Source organism: Necropsobacter massiliensis (assembly GCF_000827595.2).
Lineage (GTDB): Bacteria > Pseudomonadota > Gammaproteobacteria > Enterobacterales > Pasteurellaceae > Necropsobacter > Necropsobacter massiliensis.
In genome coordinates this window covers 1-22,750 of sequence record NZ_LN776199.1, presented here as the reverse complement: position 1 = coordinate 22,750, position 22,750 = coordinate 1, and the positions used below count along the sequence as shown (strand labels likewise).

At 48.1% G+C, this 22,750-nt stretch carries 21 protein-coding genes; 16 read left to right on the top strand and 5 right to left on the bottom strand.

The features are described from left to right. The first annotated feature begins 112 nt into the window (after nucleotides 1-112). From tyrS to hflX, 9 genes are all read left to right on the top strand, one after another. Nucleotides 113-1,300: a tyrosine--tRNA ligase gene (tyrS, locus tag BN3349_RS11740; protein ID WP_040977573.1), complete on the top strand. Its 1,188-nt coding sequence runs from the start codon at nucleotides 113-115 to the stop codon at nucleotides 1,298-1,300. Nucleotides 1,301-1,429: 129 nt separating this feature from the next. Beyond that, nucleotides 1,430-2,356: a fructokinase gene (gene cscK / locus BN3349_RS11735; protein ID WP_040977572.1), complete on the top strand. Its 927-nt coding sequence runs from the start codon at nucleotides 1,430-1,432 to the stop codon at nucleotides 2,354-2,356. A gap of 83 nt (nucleotides 2,357-2,439) precedes the next feature. After that, nucleotides 2,440-3,888, top strand: a complete 1,449-nt coding sequence (locus tag BN3349_RS11730; protein ID WP_040977571.1) for a glycoside hydrolase family 32 protein — start codon at nucleotides 2,440-2,442, stop codon at nucleotides 3,886-3,888. A gap of 106 nt (nucleotides 3,889-3,994) precedes the next feature. Continuing rightward, nucleotides 3,995-4,477: a tRNA (adenosine(37)-N6)-threonylcarbamoyltransferase complex ATPase subunit type 1 TsaE gene (gene tsaE, locus BN3349_RS11725; protein WP_040977570.1), complete on the top strand. Its 483-nt coding sequence runs from the start codon at nucleotides 3,995-3,997 to the stop codon at nucleotides 4,475-4,477. Between the two features lie 14 nt (nucleotides 4,478-4,491). After that, nucleotides 4,492-5,766 (top strand): N-acetylmuramoyl-L-alanine amidase, encoded by a 1,275-nt coding sequence (locus BN3349_RS11720; protein ID WP_040977569.1) that lies wholly within the window; start codon nucleotides 4,492-4,494, stop codon nucleotides 5,764-5,766. Between the two features lie 8 nt (nucleotides 5,767-5,774). Further along, the gene (gene mutL, locus BN3349_RS11715) at nucleotides 5,775-7,625 is read left to right on the top strand and encodes a DNA mismatch repair endonuclease MutL (protein ID WP_040977568.1); all 1,851 of its coding nucleotides are present in this window, start codon (nucleotides 5,775-5,777) and stop codon (nucleotides 7,623-7,625) included. Beyond that, complete coding sequence (miaA, locus tag BN3349_RS11710; protein ID WP_040977566.1) at nucleotides 7,622-8,557, top strand: tRNA (adenosine(37)-N6)-dimethylallyltransferase MiaA; 936 nt, start codon at nucleotides 7,622-7,624, stop codon at nucleotides 8,555-8,557. The genes mutL and miaA overlap by 4 nt, the downstream gene beginning before the upstream one ends. Before the next feature lie 120 nt (nucleotides 8,558-8,677). Further along, nucleotides 8,678-8,974, top strand: a complete 297-nt coding sequence (gene hfq, locus BN3349_RS11705; protein ID WP_032108671.1) for an RNA chaperone Hfq — start codon at nucleotides 8,678-8,680, stop codon at nucleotides 8,972-8,974. A 2-nt stretch (nucleotides 8,975-8,976) separates the two neighbouring features. Continuing rightward, nucleotides 8,977-10,356 carry a ribosome rescue GTPase HflX gene (gene hflX / locus BN3349_RS11700; RefSeq protein ID WP_040977565.1) on the top strand — a complete coding sequence of 460 codons (1,380 nt, stop codon included), beginning with the start codon at nucleotides 8,977-8,979 and terminating at the stop codon, nucleotides 10,354-10,356. 18 nt (nucleotides 10,357-10,374) lie between these two features. On the opposite strand, the gene pdxR is transcribed toward hflX, so the two are convergent. Next, entirely contained in the window at nucleotides 10,375-11,778 is a 1,404-nt protein-coding gene (pdxR, locus tag BN3349_RS11695) for a MocR-like pyridoxine biosynthesis transcription factor PdxR (RefSeq protein ID WP_040977564.1), read from the bottom strand. Between the two features lie 101 nt (nucleotides 11,779-11,879). Here pdxR and pdxS point away from each other — a divergent pair, with 101 nt between their 5' ends. After that, nucleotides 11,880-12,767, top strand: coding sequence for a pyridoxal 5'-phosphate synthase lyase subunit PdxS (gene pdxS / locus BN3349_RS11690; RefSeq protein WP_040977563.1), 888 nt, complete (start codon nucleotides 11,880-11,882; stop codon nucleotides 12,765-12,767). A 1-nt stretch (nucleotide 12,768) separates the two neighbouring features. Further along, nucleotides 12,769-13,365, top strand: a complete 597-nt coding sequence (gene pdxT / locus BN3349_RS11685; protein ID WP_040977562.1) for a pyridoxal 5'-phosphate synthase glutaminase subunit PdxT — start codon at nucleotides 12,769-12,771, stop codon at nucleotides 13,363-13,365. A 29-nt stretch (nucleotides 13,366-13,394) separates the two neighbouring features. Here pdxT and BN3349_RS11680 read toward each other — a convergent pair whose 3' ends face one another. The 3 genes from BN3349_RS11680 to BN3349_RS11670 all read right to left on the bottom strand — a co-directional run bounded on the left by BN3349_RS11680 (nucleotide 13,395) and on the right by BN3349_RS11670 (nucleotide 16,979). Beyond that, nucleotides 13,395-14,339 carry a sigma 54-interacting transcriptional regulator gene (locus BN3349_RS11680; protein ID WP_048736548.1) on the bottom strand — a complete coding sequence of 315 codons (945 nt, stop codon included), beginning with the start codon at nucleotides 14,337-14,339 and terminating at the stop codon, nucleotides 13,395-13,397. 67 nt (nucleotides 14,340-14,406) lie between these two features. Continuing rightward, nucleotides 14,407-15,510 carry a TIGR01620 family protein gene (locus BN3349_RS11675; protein WP_040977561.1) on the bottom strand — a complete coding sequence of 368 codons (1,104 nt, stop codon included), beginning with the start codon at nucleotides 15,508-15,510 and terminating at the stop codon, nucleotides 14,407-14,409. 62 nt (nucleotides 15,511-15,572) lie between these two features. Then, nucleotides 15,573-16,979 (bottom strand): YcjX family GTP-binding protein, encoded by a 1,407-nt coding sequence (locus BN3349_RS11670; protein WP_040977559.1) that lies wholly within the window; start codon nucleotides 16,977-16,979, stop codon nucleotides 15,573-15,575. Nucleotides 16,980-17,045: 66 nt separating this feature from the next. On the opposite strand from BN3349_RS11670, the gene BN3349_RS11665 reads away from it, so the two are divergent. Genes BN3349_RS11665 through BN3349_RS11645 form a run of 5 tightly spaced genes read left to right on the top strand, consistent with a single transcriptional unit; the run spans nucleotide 17,046 to nucleotide 22,482 of the window. Continuing rightward, nucleotides 17,046-18,746: an ABC transporter substrate-binding protein gene (locus tag BN3349_RS11665; protein WP_040977558.1), complete on the top strand. Its 1,701-nt coding sequence runs from the start codon at nucleotides 17,046-17,048 to the stop codon at nucleotides 18,744-18,746. Continuing rightward, nucleotides 18,743-19,708: an ABC transporter permease gene (locus BN3349_RS11660; protein WP_040977557.1), complete on the top strand. Its 966-nt coding sequence runs from the start codon at nucleotides 18,743-18,745 to the stop codon at nucleotides 19,706-19,708. Before BN3349_RS11665 ends, BN3349_RS11660 begins: the two co-directional genes overlap by 4 nt. Next, on the top strand, nucleotides 19,698-20,585 hold the full coding sequence (locus BN3349_RS11655) for an ABC transporter permease subunit (protein WP_040977556.1): 888 nt from the start codon (nucleotides 19,698-19,700) through the stop codon (nucleotides 20,583-20,585). The genes BN3349_RS11660 and BN3349_RS11655 overlap by 11 nt, the downstream gene beginning before the upstream one ends. Before the next feature lie 8 nt (nucleotides 20,586-20,593). Then, nucleotides 20,594-21,649, top strand: coding sequence for a peptide ABC transporter ATP-binding protein (locus BN3349_RS11650; RefSeq protein WP_040977555.1), 1,056 nt, complete (start codon nucleotides 20,594-20,596; stop codon nucleotides 21,647-21,649). A gap of 14 nt (nucleotides 21,650-21,663) precedes the next feature. Next, the gene (locus BN3349_RS11645; protein ID WP_040977584.1) at nucleotides 21,664-22,482 is read left to right on the top strand and encodes a peptide ABC transporter ATP-binding protein; all 819 of its coding nucleotides are present in this window, start codon (nucleotides 21,664-21,666) and stop codon (nucleotides 22,480-22,482) included. 62 nt (nucleotides 22,483-22,544) lie between these two features. Here the strand turns inward: BN3349_RS11645 and BN3349_RS12170 are convergent. Continuing rightward, the coding region (locus tag BN3349_RS12170) for a hypothetical protein (RefSeq protein WP_218971818.1) at nucleotides 22,545-22,750 on the bottom strand (206 nt) is incomplete at its 5' end.

Genomic DNA, 22,750 nt, shown 5'->3' with positions numbered 1-22,750 from the left:
AAAGGAATTTAATGTGACCAAGCGCGCCGAACATGCACGCAGGCTTTTCATTTTAAGAATAATCTCTATAATACAAGGATTAAATTCAGGACAACCAACACAGGAATAACCAATGAGTGATATCAACACTGTTCTCGCGGAACTGAAACGCGGCACGGATCAGATTTATTCTGAATCGGATTTAATCGAAAAATTACAGCAAAACCGTCCGTTAAGAATTAAATTAGGCGCCGATCCTACCGCACCGGATATCCACTTGGGTCACACCGTCGTATTAAATAAATTACGCCAATTCCAGAATTTCGGTCATGAAGTGATCTTTTTGATCGGCGATTTTACTGCCACCGTCGGCGATCCATCCGGTAAGAACGCCACCCGCCCGCCACTGTCGCGCGAAGACGTACTGCGCAATGCGGAAACCTATAAACAACAGATTTTCAAAATTTTGGATCCGCAAAAAACTCGCATTGTGTTCAATTCTGACTGGCTAGGTGAGTTGGGAACCGCAGGCATGATTCGTCTGGCATCCAATTATACGGTCGCGCGTATGCTGGAACGGGACGATTTCAAAAAACGTTTTGCCAACAATCAATCCATTGCAATTCATGAATTTATTTACCCGCTGCTGCAAGGCTACGATTCCGTGCATTTAAAAGCCGATGTGGAACTGGGCGGCACCGATCAAACCTTTAACTTGCTGATCGGACGGGAATTGCAGAAAGCCGACGGACAAAAACCGCAGGTTGCCATGACACTGCCGCTGCTGGTCGGTCTGGACGGCGAAAAGAAAATGTCCAAATCGTTGGGCAATTATATCGGTGTCAGTGACGCGCCGAATGAAATGTTCGGGAAAGTCATGTCCATTTCCGACCAACTGATGTGGGATTGGTACGATCTGCTGTCGTTCCGTCCGCTGACAGAAATCGCCCGTCTCAAACAAGATGTGGCGGAAGGACGCAACCCGCGCGATGTCAAAATCCTATTGGCGAAAGAAATTATTGCGCGCTTCCATAGCCAAGCCGCAGCCGATGAAGCGGAACAGGAATTTATCAACCGTTTCCAGAAAGGCGCCATGCCAGATGAGATGCCGGAATTTACCTTTAACGGCGATATCGCCCTTGCGAACCTATTAAAAGACGCCGGGTTAGTCGGTTCCACCTCGGAAGCGATTCGCATGGTGCAACAAGGCGGCGTAAAAATTGACGGCGAAAAAGTCGACGATGCGAAGCTGACAATCAGCGCCTCCACCGCTGTCTATCAGGTCGGCAAGCGCAAGTTTGCCCGAGTCAGCGTAAAATAACGCAAAAATCGACCGCACTTTTTAATCGCAACATCGTGCGAAAGTGCGGTCGTTTTCTAACATCTTTTTATTCCGTAATTCGACTGCCATCACGCAGCCGGGTTATGAATATCCGCAAGGAGAACAACAATGTCACATAAAATCTGGGTATTAGGCGATGCCGTGGTGGATTTAATTCCCGACGGCGAACAACATTATCTGCGCTGTGCCGGTGGCGCCCCCGCCAATGTGGCGGTCGGCGTCGCCCGTCTAGGCGGCGAGGCGGCGTTTATCGGGCGGGCAGGCAAAGATCCGCTGGGTGAATTTATGCAGCAAACCCTACAGCAGGAACGGGTGGCGACCGATCATATGATCCTCGACCCGCAACAGCGGACATCTACCGTGGTGGTCGGTCTGGACAACGGCGAACGCAGTTTTACTTTTATGGTCAATCCGAGTGCGGATCAGTTTTTACAAATTGCCGATCTGCCGAATTTCCAACCCGGCGAATGGTTGCACTGCTGCTCTATCGCGCTGATTAATAATCCGTCGCGCGAAGCTACGTTGGAGGCAATCCGCCGGGTAAAAGCGGCAAACGGCTTTTTCTCATTTGATCCGAACCTGCGCGAATCCCTGTGGTCGGGTTTTGACGAAATGAAACGAGTAGTTATGCAAGTGGTCGCGCTAGCGGACGTGTTAAAATTCTCGGAAGAAGAATTAACCCTGCTGACGGAAACTCAAACACTTGATGAAGCATTAAAAAAAATCACCGCACTTTATCCGCAAAAATTAATTATCGTCACCCTCGGCAAAGACGGCGCCCTATATCACCTGAACGGACAACAGGAAACCATCGTCGGCAAAGCGGTGCAACCGGTGGATACCACAGGCGCGGGCGATGCCTTTGTCAGCGGACTGCTTGCCGGTTTGTCGCAAAACCCTGATTGGCGAAATCACGCCACGCTGGTGAAAATCATCCGTCAGGCTAATGCCAGCGGTGCGCTGGCGACTACCGCGAAAGGGGCGATGTCGGCATTGCCGAACCAAGCGCAACTGGCGGCATTTCTGGCAGACTAAACCAACCGACGGGCACCGTTGCCCGTCTTTTTATTGCACGCTTTACCGGCATATTCCTTTCTTCATTTTTCGGAGTGTTTAACATGATCATTTTCAACCAAGGCAAATATAAAAGTATTTACGCCGCACAGCCCGGCGAACTGGCACAAATTGCCGCTACCGTCGCCCAAGATAAGGATTTCCGCCCGCTTTATCACCTTGCCCCGCCGACCGGTTTACTCAATGATCCAAACGGGCTGATTTTCGACGGCGAAAAATACCATTTGTTTTATCAATGGTTTCCCTTTGATGCGCTGCACGGCATGAAACATTGGAAGCACTTCGTCAGCAAGGATTTTCAGCATTTTGACCAAGCGGATAACCTGATTCCCTGCGAACAATTCGAAAGCCACGGTTGTTATTCCGGTGGCGCGTTATTAGTCGGCGATCAAATTGCCGTGTTTTATACCGGCAATACCCGACGCTCAACAGACAATCAACGCGTTCCCTATCAAAATTTAGCGATCTTCGATAAAGGGGGCAACTTATTGCGCAAGCGCCCATTAATTGAACAGGCGCCACAAGGCTATACCGAACATGTGCGCGATCCGAAACCGTTTTTCAGCGCCGAGGGCAAAATTCGCTTTATCTGCGGCGCACAACGCCAAGATCTAAGCGGTACGGCACTGGTGTTTGAAATGGATAATCTGGCGGACACCCCGCGTTTATTGGGCGAATTAAGCGTGCCAGCATTTGATAATCAACATGTGTTTATGTGGGAATGTCCGGATTTGTTCCACCGCAACGCGGAAAATCAAGATATTTTCATTTGGTCGCCACAAGGCAAAGCACGCGAACCGCATCAGTTTCAGAATAACTATCATGCGGTGTATGCCCTCGGCAAACTGAACGGGCTGTACTTCAACGCCGAACGAATCGCCGAGCTGGATCAAGGTTTTGATTTCTATGCGCCGCAAACTTTTTCGGGCGTGGAAACCGTTATGCTGGGCTGGGTCGGCTTACCGGATCTGAGCTATCCGACCGACCGCTATAAATGGCATTCGATGTTAACCCTGCCGCGTGAATTGCGAGTGCGAGAAAATCGGATTTATCAAAAACCGATTGCCGAAATTTATCGAAATTTGACCGCACTTTGCACACTGAATATAGAAACTCAGCGGAAAATCGACGCGCTGGATCGCGCGTATCTCAAATTTAATGCCGAACAGAAACCGTTTTCCATTGATTTTTTCCATAATCCGCAAGGACAGCATTTGACTCTGTCTTATGATGGAAAGTTGCTGTGTTTAGACCGCACTTTTAGCGATCAGACCGACAGTATGCGCGAACTGGGCTGCCAACGTTATTGCGAGATCGACAACCTGGAGCAGGTGGAAATTTTCTTTGACCGTTCCGTCGCGGAAATTTTTCTCAATGACGGAGAAAAAACCATGACTTCGCGCTTTTTTATCGCCGAGCGTGAAAATATCATCCGGACAAACACGCCGCTTGAACTAACAGTAGGCTACCCACAAGCCATTTGCAGTAAATAATCCATACCGGCGGGGCAATATATTTTTTCCCTCGCCTCCCCTACTTTTTTTGCTCAAAGTGCGGTACAATTCCGCACAATTTTAACACTGAAAACCCAGCAATCCGATGACCGACTACACCCGATATATTGCCGATGAATCCGCGATGTGCCGCTTCGGCGCACAACTGATCGACGCCATTTGTAACATTTCCGCCGCCCGAGCCGTCGTACTGTATTTAAACGGCGCACTGGGGACGGGCAAAACCACCTTAAGCCGCGGTATGATTCAGGCATTAGGTTATCAGGGCAAAGTGAAAAGCCCGACTTATACCTTAGTGGAAGAATATCAGTTTCCCCATAAACGCATTTATCACTTTGATTTATATCGCTTAAGTGATCCGGAAGAGCTGGAATTCATGGGTATCCGCGATTATTTCGGCGCCGACAGCATCTGCCTGATCGAATGGGCGGAAAAAGGACAAGGGCTGTTGTCTGCACCGGATCTGTCGGTAAATATCGACTATGCCGGCGAGGCACGCAATATCCGCCTGATCGGCGAAAGCCCGCAAGGTGCCGCCATTATTCAACAATTACAATCCGTCGTTTAATTTATTGAAATACAATGAGAAAAATATACCGTTTTATCCTGACTTCCGCTTTTGCCTTGTTTTGCCTTGCGCCGACCGCGTTCGCCGAGGTGTGGACAATTGCCATTGACCCCGGGCATGGCGGGAAAGATCCCGGTGCCATCGGACGTAATCTGAACATTTATGAAAAAAACGTAACACTTTCCGTCGCAAAAGAGCTGAAAGCGCTGCTGGATAGAGATCCGAACTTTCGCGGGGTACTGACCCGCAACGGCGATTATTATATTTCCGTGCCGCAGCGCTCGGAAATCGCCCGTAAACAGGGCGCCAATTATCTGGTTTCCATTCATGCGGATTCATCGGCTTCACCTGGTCTGCGCGGAGCGTCGGTATGGGTGTTATCCAATCGGCGGGCAAACAGTGAAATGGGACAATGGCTGGAAGATCATGAAAAACGTTCCGAGCTGCTCGGCGGTGCCGGCTCGGTGCTGGCTTCGCATAATGAAAAGTATCTGGATCAAACGGTGTTGGATCTGCAATTCGGTCACAGTCAACGTGTGGGCTACGAATTAGGCGCCATCGTGTTACGCCGCTTTTCGCAGATTACCCGCTTAAGCCGCACCACGCCGCAGCATGCCAGTCTGGGCGTATTGCGCTCGCCGGATATTCCGTCTATTCTGGTGGAAACCGGTTTTTTATCCAATCCGGAGGAAGAACGCAAACTGAACTCGGCGGCATACCGCAAACAGATCGCTCGAGTGATTTACGAAAGTCTGGTTTACTATCGTCGCCATAATATCAAAGCCGACAGCAACGGCAGAGAACGCGCCGTCGTGCGGGATAGTAAAAAAGCGGACAATGTGAGCGACAGCGGTATTCGGCATAAAGTCAAATCCGGTGAAACCTTAGTCGGATTGGCGGCTAAATACGGGGTGAAGATGGATGAAATCATCGCCTTAAATAAATTAAAACGCCGTGAACTGTGGATTGGCGAGACGATCAAAATTCCTGATAACGGCAAAAACAGCGCGCGCAGCACAAAATCAAGCAAAGACGGGCAAAAAGCAAAAGCCGACGGCAAAACCAACAAACAAGCCAAAGTCGTACAGGCAATACCGGATAATAACACTCGCGCAAACAAAACCAAAGCGGGAAACAATATCCCTAAATATCATACCGTTGAGAAAAATCAGACACTGTATGCCATTTCCCGCGAATATCATATTCCGGTGAAAACATTACTGAAACTCAATCCGAAATTAAACGACGGTAAGGTTCGCACCGGGCAGAAAATTCAGTTACGAGAATAGGATAAGCTATGGCAATTCAGATTCTGCCACCGCAACTTGCCAACCAGATCGCCGCTGGCGAAGTGGTGGAACGCCCCGCTTCGGTGGTGAAAGAACTGGTGGAAAACAGCCTCGATGCCGGCGCAACCCGAATTCAAATCGATATTGAACAAGGCGGCGCCGGGCTTATCCGCGTGCGCGATAACGGTGTCGGTATTGCAAAACAAGACATCGCCCTTGCCCTTGCCCGCCACGCCACCAGCAAAATCGCCAGCATTGAAGATTTAGAGGCGATCTTAAGTCTCGGTTTTCGCGGAGAAGCGCTCGCCAGTATCAGCTCAGTTTCCCGTTTAACCCTGACCTCCCGCCCGCGCGAACAAGCGGAAGCATGGCAGGTGTATGCACAGGGACGGGATATGGAAACCACTATTCAGCCCGCCTCGCATCCGGTCGGCTGTACGGTTGAAGTCGCCAATCTGTTTTTCAACACGCCCGCGCGACGCAAATTTCTGCGCAGCGATAAAACCGAATTCGCTCATATTGATGAAGTGATTCGCCGTATCGCGTTGGCAAAACCTGCTATCGCATTCAGCTTGAGCCATAACGGAAAATCCATTCGTCAGTATAGAAGCGCCGCCGATCATGCCCAAAAACTGAAACGGCTGGCGGCAATCTGCGGTGAGGATTTTGTTCAACAGGCACTGCAAATCGACTGGAAACACGATAGTCTGCATTTATCCGGCTGGGTCGCATTGCCGACCTTTAACCGTGCACAGAACGATTTAAATTATTGTTATGTCAACGGTCGCATGGTGCGGGATAAGGTGATTAATCATGCCATTCGCCAAGCCTATGCCGATTATCCGAATCATGAGCAATATCCGGCTTTCGTCTTGTTTATCGATATTAATCCGCATGAAGTAGACGTCAATGTTCACCCGACCAAACATGAAGTGCGCTTTCACCAAGCGCGCCTGATTCATGACTTCATCTGCCAGGGGATCGGCGATGCGCTCGCTGCCGGACAAACCGACGCTGCCGCACCAGAAACAACGGAACACCCGCACAACGTACGCGAACCGGCAGGAATATGGTCAAGCCGTCACAACCAACCGAATCGCGCGGCGGCAGGACAGAATATGTTCGGTCAATCCGGCGACACAACCTCGCCGAGTACGGAAAAACGCACACAATTTGCACCGCACTTTAAGCGCAATGTTGCCGCCACACAGCCGGTTAATAAAACCGAACAGAAACTTTATCGTGAATTGCTCAGCGACGAACACAACGTTCAAACGCCGGTAGCGCCAAACACTACTCACAGCCCGAATACGCCGTTGCCAAACCTTTCCGGCGTGTTGCACACGCTAGCACTGATTGAAAATCAGGCGTTATTGTTGCAACAAGACGAGCAATTTTATTTGCTGTCGCTGGCAACATTACAGCAAACCAAACTGCAATTAACTCTGCGCAGCGAAAACTGCCCGCAACAGCCGCTGCTGATTCCGCTTATGTTTCATTTAACCAACCTCCAACAGCAACACTGGCAGCAACAGAAAGCGTATTTTCAGCAGTTCGGTTTTCAGTTTAACGACAACCTGGCACAACAGCGTATCAGTCTGCATAGTGTGCCTGCCTGTTTGCGTCGGCAAAACCTGCAAAAATGCGTGATTGCGCTGCTGGACAGTGCTATCGATGATGCTTGCCATTTTTTGACCGCACTTTGCCAACAGATAGAACTGCCGCCTATTAGCGTGCTGGCCGATGCGGTCAGTGTATTGACCGAGACCGAACAACTGATTAACCAACAAAAGGAAATTCGTCTGCAATCCCTGCTGACCCGGATTGACTGGCGAATTTATCTGGATAAAATTTCATGACTCAGCATGCTGCAAAACCCCGCGCCATCTTCTTAATGGGACCGACCGCATCGGGTAAAACCGAGCTGGCAATTAAACTGCGCCAAATTTTACCGGTGGACGTTATCAGTGTGGACTCCGCCCTGATTTATCGAGGTATGGATATTGGCACCGCTAAGCCTGGCGCCGAAGAATTGGCGCTTGCCCCGCACCGTTTGATTAATATAAAAGATCCGAGCGAAAGTTATTCCGCCGCCCAATTTCGCACCGACGCGCTGCGCGAAATGCACGAGATCAGCGCCGAAGGTCGTATTCCGCTGCTGGTCGGCGGGACCATGCTGTACTATAAAGCCCTGCTCGACGGACTTTCTCCTCTGCCCGGCGCGGATGAAAATATACGCCGCGAGATCGAAGCGCGCGCGGCGCAAAAAGGCTGGAATGCGCTGCATGCGGAATTGGCGAGCATCGATCCTATCGCTGCACGGCGCATTAATCCTAACGACAGTCAACGAATCAACCGCGCCTTGGAAGTCTTCTATATCAGCGGAAAATCGCTGACCGAGCTGAGCGCCCAAAAAGGCGAAAGTCCGCCTTATCATATCGTTCAGTTTGCCATAGCCCCGCAGGAACGCGCCCTATTGCATCAACGCATCGAACGCCGTTTTCATCTGATGCTTGAACAGGGCTTCCAACAGGAAGTGGAAAAATTATATCAGCGTGCCGATCTGCATCCTGATTTGCCCTCCATTCGGTGCGTCGGCTATCGTCAAATGTGGGAATATCTGCGCGGCGATTATGGTTACGACGAAATGATTTTCCGCGGCATCTGCGCTACCCGACAGCTAGCCAAACGCCAGATAACATGGCTGCGCGGCTGGCAACATCCGATTCAATGGCTGGACAGCCTACAAATTGAACGGGCCAAACAACAAATCATACAAACCTTAAAATAATTACGCCGCAAAGGTGACATTAGCGCAGATTATTGCTATATTGACAGCCGGAGGAGATGCGGATACCAAGCTACCCCGTGTTATTAGGTAATCATAATTAATATAAGAAGGAAAGGAAAAATGGCAAAAGGACAATCATTACAAGATCCTTATTTGAATGCATTACGTCGTGAGCGAATTCCCGTCTCAATTTATTTGGTTAACGGCATCAAACTGCAAGGTCAAATTGAATCCTTTGATCAGTTTGTAATTTTATTAAAAAATACCGTTAATCAAATGGTGTATAAGCACGCTATTTCAACTGTGGTACCGGCGCGTTCTGTTTCGCACCATAACAATCAAGCGCAACAGCAGCAACATCACAGCAGCGTGCAGGAAACCCCGGCCGAAAGCGGCACGGAAGAACAAGCCGAGTAATTTTGAACGACGTAAAACAATCTGATATTTCACTAAGTGCGGTAGATTTTCCGGAAATTTCTACCGCACTTTCTCATTCCTCTCAATCCGTCGCGCCGTTTCAACCTGTCGTTGACAACGCGGTAGTTGTACAAGTCTTTTTCGGGCAACAGAAAAATAGCGAGGATTTACAGGAATTCTGTCAATTGGCGCATGCCGCCAATGTCAATATTCTGTCAACCTTTACAACTTCGCGTAGCACGCCGCAGGCAAAATATTTTATCGGTCAAGGCAAGGCGGAACAAATCGCCGCAGCAGTAAAAACCCTGAATGCAGATGTTGTGCTGGTAAATCACAGTCTGACACCGGCCCAAACCCGCAATCTGGAGAGCATTTGCCAATGCCGCGTAGTGGATAGAACCGGGCTGATTTTAGATATTTTTGCCCAGCGCGCCCGCTCGCACGAAGGCAAGCTGCAAGTGGAACTGGCGCAATTAAAACATTTGTCCAGCCGTTTAATACGGCGCAAAACCGGGCTTGATCAGCAAAAAGGCGCAGTCGGATTGCGCGGTCCCGGCGAAACCCAGCTGGAAACCGATCGCCGTCTGATTAAAGTGCGTATCGCCCAACTGCAAAACCGGCTGGAGAAAGTCACCAAACAGCGCGGTCAAAACCGTCAGACCCGACAAAAAGCGGCGATTCCCACCATTTCATTGGTCGGCTATACCAATGCAGGCAAATCCACCTTATTTAATGCGCTGACGCAGGCACAGGTGTATGCCGCCGATCAGCTGTTCGCCACGCTGGATCCCACCTTACGACGCTTGCAAATTCAAGATGTCGGCACCACTATTGTGGCGGATACCGTCGGTTTTATCCGCGAGCTGCCCCATGATCTGATTGCGGCGTTTAAATCCACCCTACAGGAAACCGCGCAAGCCAATCTGTTGCTACACGTCATTGATTGTTCCGATGCGCGGCAATCGGAAAATATTCAGGCGGTCAAGCATGTGCTGGCGGAGATTCAGGCTGAAGATGTCCCGGTGTTAGCCGTATATAACAAAATTGATGAGCTCGACGAGGTTGCCCCGCATATCGAATATGACGCACAGCATAAACCGATCGCCGTGTATCTTTCCGCTCGGCACAAACAGGGACTGGATTTATTAGTCGAAGCGATAGCCCAATGTTTGAGTAATGAAATATTGCGCCTGCGCCTGATGCTGCCAGCGCAAGCGGGTAAAATACGCCATTTGCTTTATCAGCAAAATTGCGTATGCCGCGAACAAATCGGCGAACAAGGAGAATTTATATTGCATATTCGGATTGCGCAACTGGCATGGCGGAAATTAATCAAGCGCTTTCCGTTTCTGGCGCAGCAGCAAAACAAGCAAACGTCGTAACATGTTGTTTAAGTGCGGTCAGGTTATTTGCCAAATATCAAGTAAAATCTCTACCGCACTTTCCAGCTGCTGCTCGGTTAAATCACCGAATCCCATAGAAAACAAGCATTTATTTTCATATTCCACCGGATACAGTTTAATCTCCCGCTGCTGTGCCAATGCGCTTAATTCCACCGAAGTGCGAGATGCGTGCAGCAATTCCAGTAGCAGATAAAAGCCAGAATGTTCGCCGTAATAGCGGATTTGGTCTTTATAAGGCGCCAGCAAAGCGCACAGCAGCTCCATTTTTTTACGATAGCGTTTGCGCATTCGATGAATATGCCGCTCAAATTCGCCCTGCCGCATAAATTCAGCCAATCGCTGCTGTTCAAAGCGGGAGACGGAGGCATGAAAAAAATCGCAATGTTTTGCATAATCCGCCAACAGCCCTTTCGGCAACACCATAAAACTGATGCGCAGCGCCGGCATGAGCAGTTTAGAAAAAGAACCGAGATAAATCACTTTATCGCCGAAATCCAAACTTTGCAGCGAAGGAATCGGCTTGCCTTTATAGCGGAATTCGCTGTCATAATCATCTTCAATAATATAGCGGTCTTGCCGCGCCCGCGCCCATTCCAGCAACTGCTGACGCTGGCTGATAGACAGCACCTGACCGAACGGATACAAATGCGAGGGAGTCACATAAGCCACATTAACGTTATGGCGTGATAAAAAGGAAAAATCCAGCGGCTGTTCTGCGGCGCTAATGGGCAGTTTCACCACGTTTTTGCCATAAAGGCGCAATAATTTTTCCACTTTAGTATAGCCATAATTTTCCATCGCATAACTAAAATGCGCCTGCGGATAACGTTGGTTAAACAGCAAAATCAGCTGCTGCAAACAACTTTCCACACCGGCGCCGATGACAATCTGCTGCGCCGAGCAATGCACGCCGCGTGAAGCGGAAAGGTAATCGGCAATTGCCGCGCGCAATTCAGGATCGCCCTGTTTATCACCCAGACTTAACAGCTCCCGACGCTGAAAAGTGTAACAATAACGACCGCACTTTTTCCAACTTTGCAGCGGGAAATGACGGGTATCGATGCTGTTCGGATTAAAGTCAAAGCGTGCCGCCGGCAGCGGCGCAAAGTGCGGTGATTTTTTTGCCCGTTTTTGCGGATTAAATTCCAGTTCCGCCTGAAAACACACAAAGAAACCTTTTCTCGGCTGTGACTGAATATAACCTTCCGCCATCAATTGTTGATAGGCGCTTTCCACCGTATTGCGACTGATTTGCAGATATTCCTTGAGCTGTTCCTTTGACGGCAGGCGCTCGCCGAAGGTTAATTCCTGCCGGCAAATCGCTTGCTTGATTTGCTGATACAGCTGTAAATATAAGGGTGTATCCAGCGTTTTGCTTAGCCGATAACTTAATTTCTTCATCTGACCCCATTAACTCATTTAATTCTGACACTTTCAATCATACCTGAACTCACCCAGAATACGCAACGACTCATGAATGCAAACAACATAAGGAGAAAACAATGTCAACAATATTCGGTTCCGAAACAGTGAAACGCGGCATGGCGCAAATGCAAAAAGGCGGCGTGATTATGGATGTCGTCAATGCCGAGCAGGCGCGGATCGCCGAGGCGGCGGGTGCGGTAGCGGTGATGGCGCTGGAACGGGTTCCGTCCGATATTCGTGCAGCTGGCGGGGTGGCGCGCATGGCAAATCCGAAAATCGTTAAACAAGTGATGGCGGCGGTATCCATTCCGGTCATGGCAAAAGCACGTATCGGTCATATTACCGAAGCCCGCGTGCTGGAATCCATGGGCGTGGATTATATTGATGAAAGTGAAGTGCTGACCCCTGCCGATGAAGAATTTCATTTGTTAAAAAGCGACTTCACCGTACCTTTCGTTTGCGGTTGCCGCGATCTGGGCGAGGCATTACGCCGTATCGGTGAGGGCGCGTCAATGCTACGTACCAAAGGCGAACCCGGCACCGGCAATATCGTCGAAGCGGTACGCCATATGCGTAAAGTGAACGCACAGGTGCGCAAAGTCGTCGCCATGAGCCATGACGAATTAATGACGGAAGCAAAAAACCTCGGCGCGCCCTTTGAATTATTACTGCAAATCAAATCATTAGGCAAATTACCAGTCGTTAACTTTGCCGCTGGCGGTGTCGCCACACCGGCTGATGCGGCACTTATGATGGAACTCGGGGCGGATGGCGTTTTTGTCGGCTCCGGCATTTTTAAAGCGGAAAATCCGGAAACATTCGCTAAAGCCATCGTACAGGCCACTACCCATTATCAGGATTACGATCTAATCGCCCGTCTGTCAGAACAACTAGGCGCACCGATGAAAGGGTTGGAAATCAGCCGGTTGGCGCCAGCAGAGAGAATGCAGGATCGCGGTTGGTAAAATGAAAGACTATTCCGCTTATACCATCGGCGTACTGGCACTGCAAGGTGCGGTGACGGAACACATGCGACAAATTGAACAACTCGGCGCCACGGCGGTGGCGATTAAAAAAGTCGAACAGCTCGCTGGTATAGACGCCCTGATTTTACCCGGTGGCGAAAGCACCGCAATCGGTCGCCTAATGCGCCAGTACGGGTTTATTAGAGCAATCCGTGATTTCGCACAACAGCGCAAACCGCTGTTCGGCACCTGCGCTGGCATGATTTTGCTGGCCAAAACCATTGAAGGCGGCGAACCCGCGCATCTGCAATTAATGGATATTCTGGTGCAACGCAATGCTTTCGGGCGCCAAGTGGACAGCTTTCAGACCCCGTTGAGCGTCAAAGGACTGCCTCAGCCGTTTCCGGCGGTTTTCATCCGCGCCCCTTACATTCAACGGATAACCTCAAGTGCGGTGGAAAAATTGGCAGAATTCGACGGCAATCCGGTGCTGGCAAAACAAGGAAATTTACTGGCTTGTTCTTTTCACCCCGAACTGACCGACGATGTCGGCATCATGCGTTTATTTTTGGATATGATCGAGGCGCCTGCGCCATAAACCTTAACGGGCGGTAATACCGCCCGCATTTATTTTCCGATACTGTATTGTTTCAGCTTATTGGCAATTGCCGTGTGAGAAACGCCCAATCTGGCGGCAAGTTTACGCGTACTTGGATATTGTGCGTAAAACTTACGCAATATCATCGCCTCAAATCGGTTCATGATTTCTTCCAGCGTTTTATCGGCAAATTGTTCCATATTGAGCGGCAACATTTCCTGCTCAATTAAATCCAATCCAGCAATCGACAGTTGATTATCCTGCACCAAGCAACAGGCGCGATATAAGGCATTGTACAATTCACGCACATTGCCCGGCCAAGGATAACGGCATAAATAAGTGATAAATTTCTCATCGAAATGCGGTATGGCAATATTCAACTGAGCACTGATTTGGGACAGAAAAATCTCAGTGAGCGGTCGGATATCCGCTACTCGTTCACGCAGTGGGGGAATATCCAACGTCAGCACATTGAGACGGTGAAACAGGTCTTCGCGCATTTTGCCTTCATCCGCATAATGCTGCAAAGGCACTTGCGAAGTACAGATAACGCGCACATCAGCGTAATGCTCTTTTTCCTCGCCAACCCGGCGAAAAGTGCCGTCATTCAGAAAACGCAGCAATTTCGCCTGTAAACTGAGCGGCAATTCCGCCACACTGTCCAGCAACACCGTGCCGCCGTCCGCATATTCAAAAAATCCGATGCTGTCCTTGTCTTTATCCGAACGCCCGAACATTTCACTTTCCGCATCGGCATCGGGCAGTCCGGCGCAGTTTACCGCAATAAACTTATTGGTGCGACGGGCACTGAGATGATGACAGGCTTTGGCGATCAGATCCTTGCCTGTCCCAGTTTCGCCCTGAATCAGAAGTGGCGCATCCAGTGCAGCGAATTTTTTCGCCTTATGGATCACCGCCCGCATGGCATCGCTTAAGGCAACAATATCTTGAAAAGAAACGGTTTTTGGCAGCATAGTTTTCTCTCCGACAATAAATCCCGAAGATTATTGTAAACATTTACACCAAAATGGAAAGAAAAATTTACAATTTTGTCTGTTGTTTGCTTTTTTCAGCGCCTAATACTGTATTCTTCAAGCTCGTCAGTAATTCTTTCTGAATATGCGACAGACGCGGTTTTTCATCCTGTTCAAACGCCAGCGGACGACAGAATTCCATCGCCTTAATCCCCAATCGCGCGGTCAGCAGCCCAACACCCAAGCCCTGCGCCACCCGCGCCGACAGTTTCGCCGTAATATCCTGCGACAGCCATTCCATACCCATATCTTGCACCACTTCCGTCGCCCCAGCAAAAGCAATATTTAAAAACACCATGCGCAACAGGCGTAGGCGGCTGACATAGCCCAGTTCAATGGCATAAATATCGGCCAGCCGATTAATCAACCGAATATTACGCCATGCGATAAAAAACATATCTACAATCGCCAGCGGGCTGACCGCGACGATCATCGCTGCTTCCAGCGCATTTTTACTGATTAACTTTTTAGCTTGCTGATCCACCGGTTTCAGTACGCTTCGGCTGAATAAACGGGTGACTTCCTGTGCCGAATAACCGTCATTTACCTGCCGCTGCCATTGAAGATAGGCCGGCGCTTGGGTGGAAATCTGCATGCTGTCGACAATCTCGGCACATAGCTTTTTGCCTTGTTCGGCATCGCTTTGCAAGCCATCGCGAACGGAAAAATCAGGCTGAAAATCCACCGCACTTTTACCTAATATCCGCTCACTTTGCTGCTGTAACAGCATTCGTTTTTTTAATCTGGCCAAACGCCGCCATTCTTTTGCCAGCGCGGAAATACCCAAAATAACGACGGAAAAACTTACCAGCGCAAAGGCGAAATAAATCCATTGGTGCTGCTGCCAACTGTCGATCAGCCATTGTAAGGTTTGTGCCACGGTCGCTCCGCCGAATAAAAGTGCGGTCGCCGCTAGCGCTTTTTTCCACCAGCGGGGTTTCGGCGCAACAATCTGCTCGAATTGTTGATTTAGCAGTTCGCCCTCCAAGGAGACGCTATCAACGGAATCGGGTTCAACGGCAATATGCCGTGCATCAAATTCCTGTTTCGGCTTCAATTCCTGTGTCTGCTGATGAGCTTGGTCAGAGTCGGTAAATATCTGTTTTTGCATAATTTTTCTTTATTCTATCAAAAGGGATTCAAGGGATTTGCCGCTCAACGATAAGACGGCCATTAAATTTTATCGCCCAGTAGAAACTGTAACACAGCGTCCATGCGTAAATGCGGAATCGGTTCACCCGCCTCCAACGGCTGCGGCTCAAACTGATCGAATTCAAATCGCTGTGTCTGCCAAAACGCCGCCTGTGGCAGTCTGTTTGGCACTGAACCGGGATATAAAGTGATATGCTGTTTATCCGCCGAACGGATACCCTGAATCGCTTTGAAATGTTTGCCATTTTGCGTGACCACCACTTGCTGTGTGGCTCGAATTGCCGCAATTGCGGTATATTCGGTTTCAATCCCCTCATATTCGGCATGGCGTCCGCCTTCTTGCACCAGCTGACGCATCAGGCTGACCAAATTCGGCAATTGATCACTGGTAATATGATCCGCTTTGGTGGCGATAAACATCAGTTTGTCAATACGGGGAGAAAATAGCCGGTTTAACAGCGTTCGCTTGCCGTAATGAAAGTTTTTAAACAGCTGTTGCAAGCCTTCTTGCATATCACAAAAGGCCTGCCGGCTATGATTCAGCGGAGTCAGGCAATCTGCCAGAATCACTTGTCGATCAAAGGTGGCGAAATAATTCCGATAAAAGCCTTTTACGATATGACGGCAATAGTATTCGTAACGACGATTCAGCACGGCAAAATAGCTGTCCGGCGCACTTTCATTTTTTAATTGCAACCATTGTTCCTCGCTTAGATGCGTCAGCGGAAAAAATTGTAGCGCCGGCGCACCATCCAGCTCGCCCGGCAAGACAAAACGTCCCGGCTGGATAAAATCCAGCCCTTGCCGTTTACAGGCGAAGAGAAAGTCGGTGTAATCCTTGGCCAGTTGCGCCAATATCTCTTCATCAGCGGTAAGGCTCAGATCCAGCCGCTTCATTTTCTGCTGCCAGTTATTCGCCAGTTCGCCACGTTTGCCGTGCATTAAAGTGCGCTGCTGTTGTGACCACTGCGCATAAGAGCGTTCCAGCAGCGGCAAATCCAGCAGCCATTCGCCCGGATAATCGAAAATATCCAGATATAATGTGCCTTTTTCTTTAAGATGACGCAGCAATCCGTGCTGGCGCTGAAAACGGATTGCCAGACGGGTTTCGCTGACGCCGCGGGTTGATTGCGGCCATACTGCCGGTGTAGCGGAGAGATCGTTCAGATTCGTTTCGTAATCAAAACGGGGAATTTTCAGATCCTGCTGGGCCACCCGCTTCACGCCGATAATCGCATGGCTGCGTGCCGGTTCAAATAACGGCAGATGGCTGTTGTCCACTCGGTTGATATGCAGCAGCTGATTAATCAGGCTGGTAATAAACGCTGTTTTGCCGCTGCGGCTCAACCCGGTCACAGCGATACGCAAAGTGCGGTCGAAACCGCGGTTAATCATATCGTCCAGCTCTTTTTGAATATAATTCAACATTTTTATTTCTAAATTCCGTCAATATATCTTACAATCCCTACATAATTTATCACAATTACAGGTTTTATGTTTACTAGAAAAATCGCGGCGTTTTGCTTGCTCGGATTCTGTGTTATTGCTGCCGAATGTGCCGTCGCTGCGCCGAAAGTGCCGAAAATATTAACCGATAACGGATTGATTTACTGTACGCACGCCAACGGTTTTTCCTTCAATCCGCAGACTGCTGATGCTGGCACCAGTATGAATGTGGTGACAGAACAAATCTATAACAAGTTATTTGAGATAAAAAATAACAGCGCGACCCTTGAGCCTGTTCTGGCACAGTCTTATCACATTTCGGCGGACGGCAAGACCATTACGCTTAATCTGCGCAAAGGGGTTAAATTTCATCATACCGACTGGTTTACCCCGACCCGCGATTTCAACGCCGACGATGTGGTGTTCTCCCTTAACCGCGTGTTAGGCTATAACACAGCATTGCCGACGCTGGATACCAGCCCGGCGGATTATAAAAACCCACAATATAAAATCTTTCACGAACAGGCTAAGAAAGTCCGTTTTCCGTATTTCGAGAGTATTCGTTTGAACGAGAAAATCGAATCGGTGAAAGCTATCGGTAGCCATCAGGTACAAATCAATCTATTTGAGCCGGATGCTTCAATTTTGTCGCATTTAGCCAGTCAATATGCCATTATCTTCTCGCAAGAATATGCGCTACAACTTAATGCGGATGATAATCTGGCACAAATTGATGCTCTGCCAGTCGGCACCGGCCCTTATCAGGTAAAGAATTTTTTCCGTAACCAATATGTACGTTTGGTCAGAAACGAGAATTACTGGAAAAAGGAAGCGCGAATCAAAAATATTACCATTGACTTTTCCAATGACCGCACCGGCAGATTGCTGAAATTTCTTAACGGCGAATGTCAGATTTCCTCTTATCCGGAAGTCAGCCAGCTCGGATTGCTAAAACAGTATCATGAAAAATATTACATCAAATCCACCGATGGGATGAATCTGGCTTATCTGGCATTTAATTTTCAAAAACCGCAAATCCAGGATGCAGCATTGCGCCGCGCAATTTCGCAATCCATCAATCGTAACCGATTAATCAATACCATTTACCATAACACAGCAACCGTCGCCAACAATATTATTCCGACTATCTCTTGGGCAGCGACTGTCAATACGCAGGATTTCGCTTATGACTATAATCCGCAAGCGGCGGCGGATTTCTTCCGAAATAAATCCCTTCATCTCAATATGTGGGTATTAAATGAAGAGCAAGTATATAACCCGTCGCCATCAAAAATGGCCGAACTGATTAAATTTGACCTAGCAAAAGCCGGCGTTAGCGTTAATATCCGTACCGTAACTAGAACCTATTTAATTCAGCAGCTCAGAAACGGAACCGAAGACTACGATATGATTCTGACTGGCTGGCTGGCCGGTAATTTGGATCCCGACAGCTTTATGCGCCCAATTTTAGGCTGCGGCACCGTAAACGATATAACTAATTTATCCAACTGGTGCTATGAACCCTTTGAAAGAATGATGAACGAAGCTTTGGCAACATCCAACCTACGCAACCGAGCGGCGGCATACAACACGGCGCAAAAATTGATCTTATCCGAACTGCCGATTATTCCGCTGGCGAATGTCAAACGCGTTCTTATCGCCGCATCGCGCGTTCAGGGGATTGATATGACGCCTTTCGGCAGCATCAACTTCGCCACGCTGTCCTATAAAAAAGAGGGCAAACGATGATTTTTTCTTTCTTCCGACATGTTATTTTACTTTGCATCACGCTGTTGATTATTTCCGTCATCAGTTATACGGTGCTGATGCGCGATCCGTTAAACGAAGTCTTCGCCACACCATATTTTTATTCGGGTTATTTACTGTATATACAGAATTTATTACAAGGTGATTTTGGTATCAGCTATAACGGCGGCGAATCCTTAAAGGATCTGATTCTGACGGTACTGCCGCCAACGCTGGAACTGTGTTTTTGCGCCATTTTATTGGCAATTATCTTTGCTATTCCGTTAGGCGTGGTCGGTGCCATAAACAGTAAAAATATGTGCGGAAAAGCCATTCGGGTCATTTCGTCTATCGGCTTGTCGATTCCCGTTTTCTGGGTTGCGCCGATTTTGCTTTATTTTTCCTCGATTCACAACTGGGAAATTTCCGCAATCGGGCAATATAACCTGCTATATGAAATTAAACCGATAACCGGCTTCCCCATTATTGACGTATGGTTTATCAACGAGCCTTACCGGATTAAAATCATCCAAAACGTACTGCAACATCTGGTGCTGCCGACCTTGGTGCTAGCTATTTTGCCGACTATGGAAATCATACGTCTGGTACAGACCCGGGCGGAATATCTGTTGGAACAAAATTATATAAAAATCACTATGACGAAAGGTTGGTCAATCTGCAAAATTCTGCGCCGACACATTTTGCGCAATACTTTACCGCTGCTGGTGCCGCAAATGCCACGTTTGTTTACGCTGGTTATGGCGCAGTGTATGCTGGTCGAAGGCACTTTCGGCTGGCCGGGGATCGGTCGCTGGTTAATTGACGCGGTGGGCATACAGGATTATAACAGCATCGCCGCCGGCATCATCGTCATCGGCTTATGTATTATCGTAATCAATTTATTTGCCGAAATACTGACTTTTATGTTAGATCCGTTAAATAAGAAGGGCTGGTATGCAAGATAGAGAACCGGAAGACTTCCGTGAAACATTCGCATTCCGACATATCTGGAATACGTTTCGTCAGGACAGAATCGCCTTAATCAGCCTTTATTTATTTATTGCGCTAATTTTGACCGCACTTTTCAGCCCGTTTATTGCGCCTTATTCAAGCGATATGCAATTCGTCGGTTACGAATTAATTCCGCCTTCTTGGGTTGACGGCGGCAAAATCGCTTATTTTTTTGGTACGGACGATATCGGACGAGATCTGCTAAGCCGTCTGATTATCGGCACGCGCTATACGTTCGGTTCAGCATTGATTGTGGTGATTTTTACTGCGGTATTAGGCGGTATTCTCGGCGTTTGGGCGGGCATGTCGCAAGGCATAAAATCTCGGATACTAGGGCATTTTTTCGATGCCTTTCTGTCGATTCCAATCCTGCTGATTGCAATTATTATTGCAACCTTAATGGAAGCCAGTTTAATCAACGCGATGCTGGCGATCACCTTAGCATTGCTGCCTTATTTTATTCATGAAATTTATCAGGCTATTCAACAGGAATTAAAAAAAGAATACATTTTAATGTTACGCTTGGAAGGGGCGTCTAACTGGGTCTTGCTGACCGAAACGATTTTTCCAAATATCTATGTATCTTATATCCGTGAAATTACCCGCGCCTTTATTATTGTGATACTGGATATCAGCGCATTGAGCTTTATTTCGCTCGGTGCACAACGCCCGACACCCGAGTGGGGCGCAATGATCAAAGATTCTCTGGAACTCATTTATCTCGCCCCGTGGACGGTTATACTGCCCGGCATTGCTATTATTATCACGATTTTGATCGGTCTTGTGCTGAGCAACGGCATTTGCAACGCCATAGAAAAATACTATCGGTAGGTAACTAAATGGCTTTACTTGATATTCGCAATCTCTGTATTGAAATAAAAACCCCAAACGGGCGCATCAAAATTGTCGATAATGTCAGTCTAACCCTGAATGACGGAGAAATCCGCGGTTTGGTCGGCGAATCCGGTTCCGGAAAAAGTCTGATCGCGAAAGTTATCTGTAACGCGGTAAAAGATTCTTGGATCGTAACTGCTGATCGTTTCCGTTTTAATGATATAGAATTACTGAAACTCAGCCCGAAAAAGCGCCGCAAGTTGGTAGGCAAAGAAATCTCGATGATTTTTCAGGAACCACTGACCTGTCTCGATCCGAGCCGAAAAATCGGTAAACAACTGATTCAAAATATTCCGTCTTGGACATTCAAAGGACATTGGTGGCAATGGTTCGGTTGGAAAAAACGGCGAGCCATTGAGTTACTTCATCGCGTCGGCATTAAGGATCATCAGGATATTATGCGCAGCTACCCGAATGAGATTACCGAAGGTGAAGAGCAAAAAGTGATGATCGCACTGGCGATTGCCAACCAGCCTCGTCTGTTAATTGCTGACGAACCAACGAATTCACTGGAATCAATTACTAAAGCGCAAATTTTTCGCCTGTTATTGAGCATGAATCAAAATCAGGGAATGTCCGTGCTGCTGGCCAGCAACGACATCAACAGCATAAGCGACTGGTGCGATAGTTTTACTGTTCTGTATTGCGGACAAAATGCGGAATCCGGTCCGAAAGAGGAAATATTGCAAACGCCGCATCATCCTTACACCAACGCATTGCTGCATTCAATTCCGGATTTCAGACAACCGCTAGTGCCTAAAAGCCGACTGGGCACGTTAAAAGGCACGGTACCGCTATTGGAGCAGATGCCAATCGGCTGTCGGCTCGGACCGCGCTGTCCTTTCGCGCAGCGCAAATGCGTCGTCAAACCAGTTTCCCGACGAATTAAACAGCATGAGTTCAACTGCCATTATCCACTGAATTTACGAGAAAACCAGCGTAAAGAAAGAGATGATGCGAGCATGCCGCTTGTGGTTTTTCAAGATAATATCAAAGCATAAGAAGACAGATTATGATCCCCTTATTACAAGTTGATAATTTATCCAAATCCTTTACAGATAAAGTCGGTATTTTTGGTGTCAACCAATTTAATGCGGTTGAAGAAATCAGTTTTGCGCTGGAACGCAAACAAACATTAGCCATTATTGGTAAAAACAGTTCCGGAAAATCGACCTTAGCCAAAATGATCGTTGGAATCATCCAGCCCACGAAAGGAGAAATACTTTTTAAAGGAAACCCGCTGAGCTTCGGTGATTATCACTATCGTTCTCGCCATATCAGAATGGTCTTTCAGGATCCAAACACCTCGTTTAATCCCAAACTCAATATAGGTCAAATTCTTGATGCGCCTTTACGTTTGGCAGGCAATAAAACTGATGAAAATCAACGTAATGAAAAAATATTTTCGACATTACGCTTAGTCGGTCTGTATCCGGATCATGCCAATGTCAAAATCAGCACCATGTCAATCAGTCAAAAGCAGCGCGTTGCACTGGCCCGCGCCTTGATTCTGGAGCCGGAAATCATCATTGCCGACGACGCGCTCGGGTCACTGGATACCACAGTTAAAACGCAGCTTATGAACCTCATGCTGGAAATTCAGGAAAAATTAGGTATATCTTATATTTATGTCGGTCAACATCTCGGTATCATCAAACATATCGCAGATAATGTGCTGGTTATGGATGAAGGACGGATGATTGAATACGGTGATACGCGTTCCATTTTCAGTGATCCGCAAAATGAAGTCACCAAGCGTCTGATAGAAAGCCACTTCGGCCAACTGCTCAACATCGATTCATGGCCGTCTCACCTAACGCTACATAATAATTAAAAATATTATTCTCAACGGGTTAATAATCACAGATAAAAATTCGCTAAAAATGCACCGCACTTTTATGTTGAGTAAAAGTGCGGTGCGTTTTTCGGTTGTTTGATGGATTTGCCGGAGGGGGCGATTATCTGGTATGGATTTTTCGGTTTATCAGGCGGGTGGAGTAAACATTTACTTTGAATATTCCAATTAATGAAAACTAAACGCCGTTGCCGTTGCCGTTGCCGTTGCCGTTGCCGTCGAGTATCACCCATAAAAAAACCACAAG

What these genes read in the sequence shown, in the direction of transcription:
- tyrS (WP_040977573.1), top strand. Translation starts at nt 113, where the DNA reads ATGAGTGATATCAACACTGTTCTCGCGGAACTGAAACGCGGCACGGAT.
- cscK (WP_040977572.1), top strand. Translation starts at nt 1,430, where the DNA reads ATGTCACATAAAATCTGGGTATTAGGCGATGCCGTGGTGGATTTAATT.
- BN3349_RS11730 (WP_040977571.1), top strand. Translation starts at nt 2,440, where the DNA reads ATGATCATTTTCAACCAAGGCAAATATAAAAGTATTTACGCCGCACAG.
- tsaE (WP_040977570.1), top strand. Translation starts at nt 3,995, where the DNA reads ATGACCGACTACACCCGATATATTGCCGATGAATCCGCGATGTGCCGC.
- BN3349_RS11720 (WP_040977569.1), top strand. Translation starts at nt 4,492, where the DNA reads ATGAGAAAAATATACCGTTTTATCCTGACTTCCGCTTTTGCCTTGTTT.
- mutL (WP_040977568.1), top strand. Translation starts at nt 5,775, where the DNA reads ATGGCAATTCAGATTCTGCCACCGCAACTTGCCAACCAGATCGCCGCT.
- miaA (WP_040977566.1), top strand. Translation starts at nt 7,622, where the DNA reads ATGACTCAGCATGCTGCAAAACCCCGCGCCATCTTCTTAATGGGACCG.
- hfq (WP_032108671.1), top strand. Translation starts at nt 8,678, where the DNA reads ATGGCAAAAGGACAATCATTACAAGATCCTTATTTGAATGCATTACGT.
- pdxR (WP_040977564.1), bottom strand. Translation starts at nt 11,778, where the DNA reads ATGAAGAAATTAAGTTATCGGCTAAGCAAAACGCTGGATACACCCTTA.
- pdxS (WP_040977563.1), top strand. Translation starts at nt 11,880, where the DNA reads ATGTCAACAATATTCGGTTCCGAAACAGTGAAACGCGGCATGGCGCAA.
- pdxT (WP_040977562.1), top strand. Translation starts at nt 12,769, where the DNA reads ATGAAAGACTATTCCGCTTATACCATCGGCGTACTGGCACTGCAAGGT.
- BN3349_RS11680 (WP_048736548.1), bottom strand. Translation starts at nt 14,339, where the DNA reads ATGCTGCCAAAAACCGTTTCTTTTCAAGATATTGTTGCCTTAAGCGAT.
- BN3349_RS11675 (WP_040977561.1), bottom strand. Translation starts at nt 15,510, where the DNA reads ATGCAAAAACAGATATTTACCGACTCTGACCAAGCTCATCAGCAGACA.
- BN3349_RS11670 (WP_040977559.1), bottom strand. Translation starts at nt 16,979, where the DNA reads ATGTTGAATTATATTCAAAAAGAGCTGGACGATATGATTAACCGCGGT.
- BN3349_RS11665 (WP_040977558.1), top strand. Translation starts at nt 17,046, where the DNA reads ATGTTTACTAGAAAAATCGCGGCGTTTTGCTTGCTCGGATTCTGTGTT.
- BN3349_RS11660 (WP_040977557.1), top strand. Translation starts at nt 18,743, where the DNA reads ATGATTTTTTCTTTCTTCCGACATGTTATTTTACTTTGCATCACGCTG.
- BN3349_RS11655 (WP_040977556.1), top strand. Translation starts at nt 19,698, where the DNA reads ATGCAAGATAGAGAACCGGAAGACTTCCGTGAAACATTCGCATTCCGA.
- BN3349_RS11650 (WP_040977555.1), top strand. Translation starts at nt 20,594, where the DNA reads ATGGCTTTACTTGATATTCGCAATCTCTGTATTGAAATAAAAACCCCA.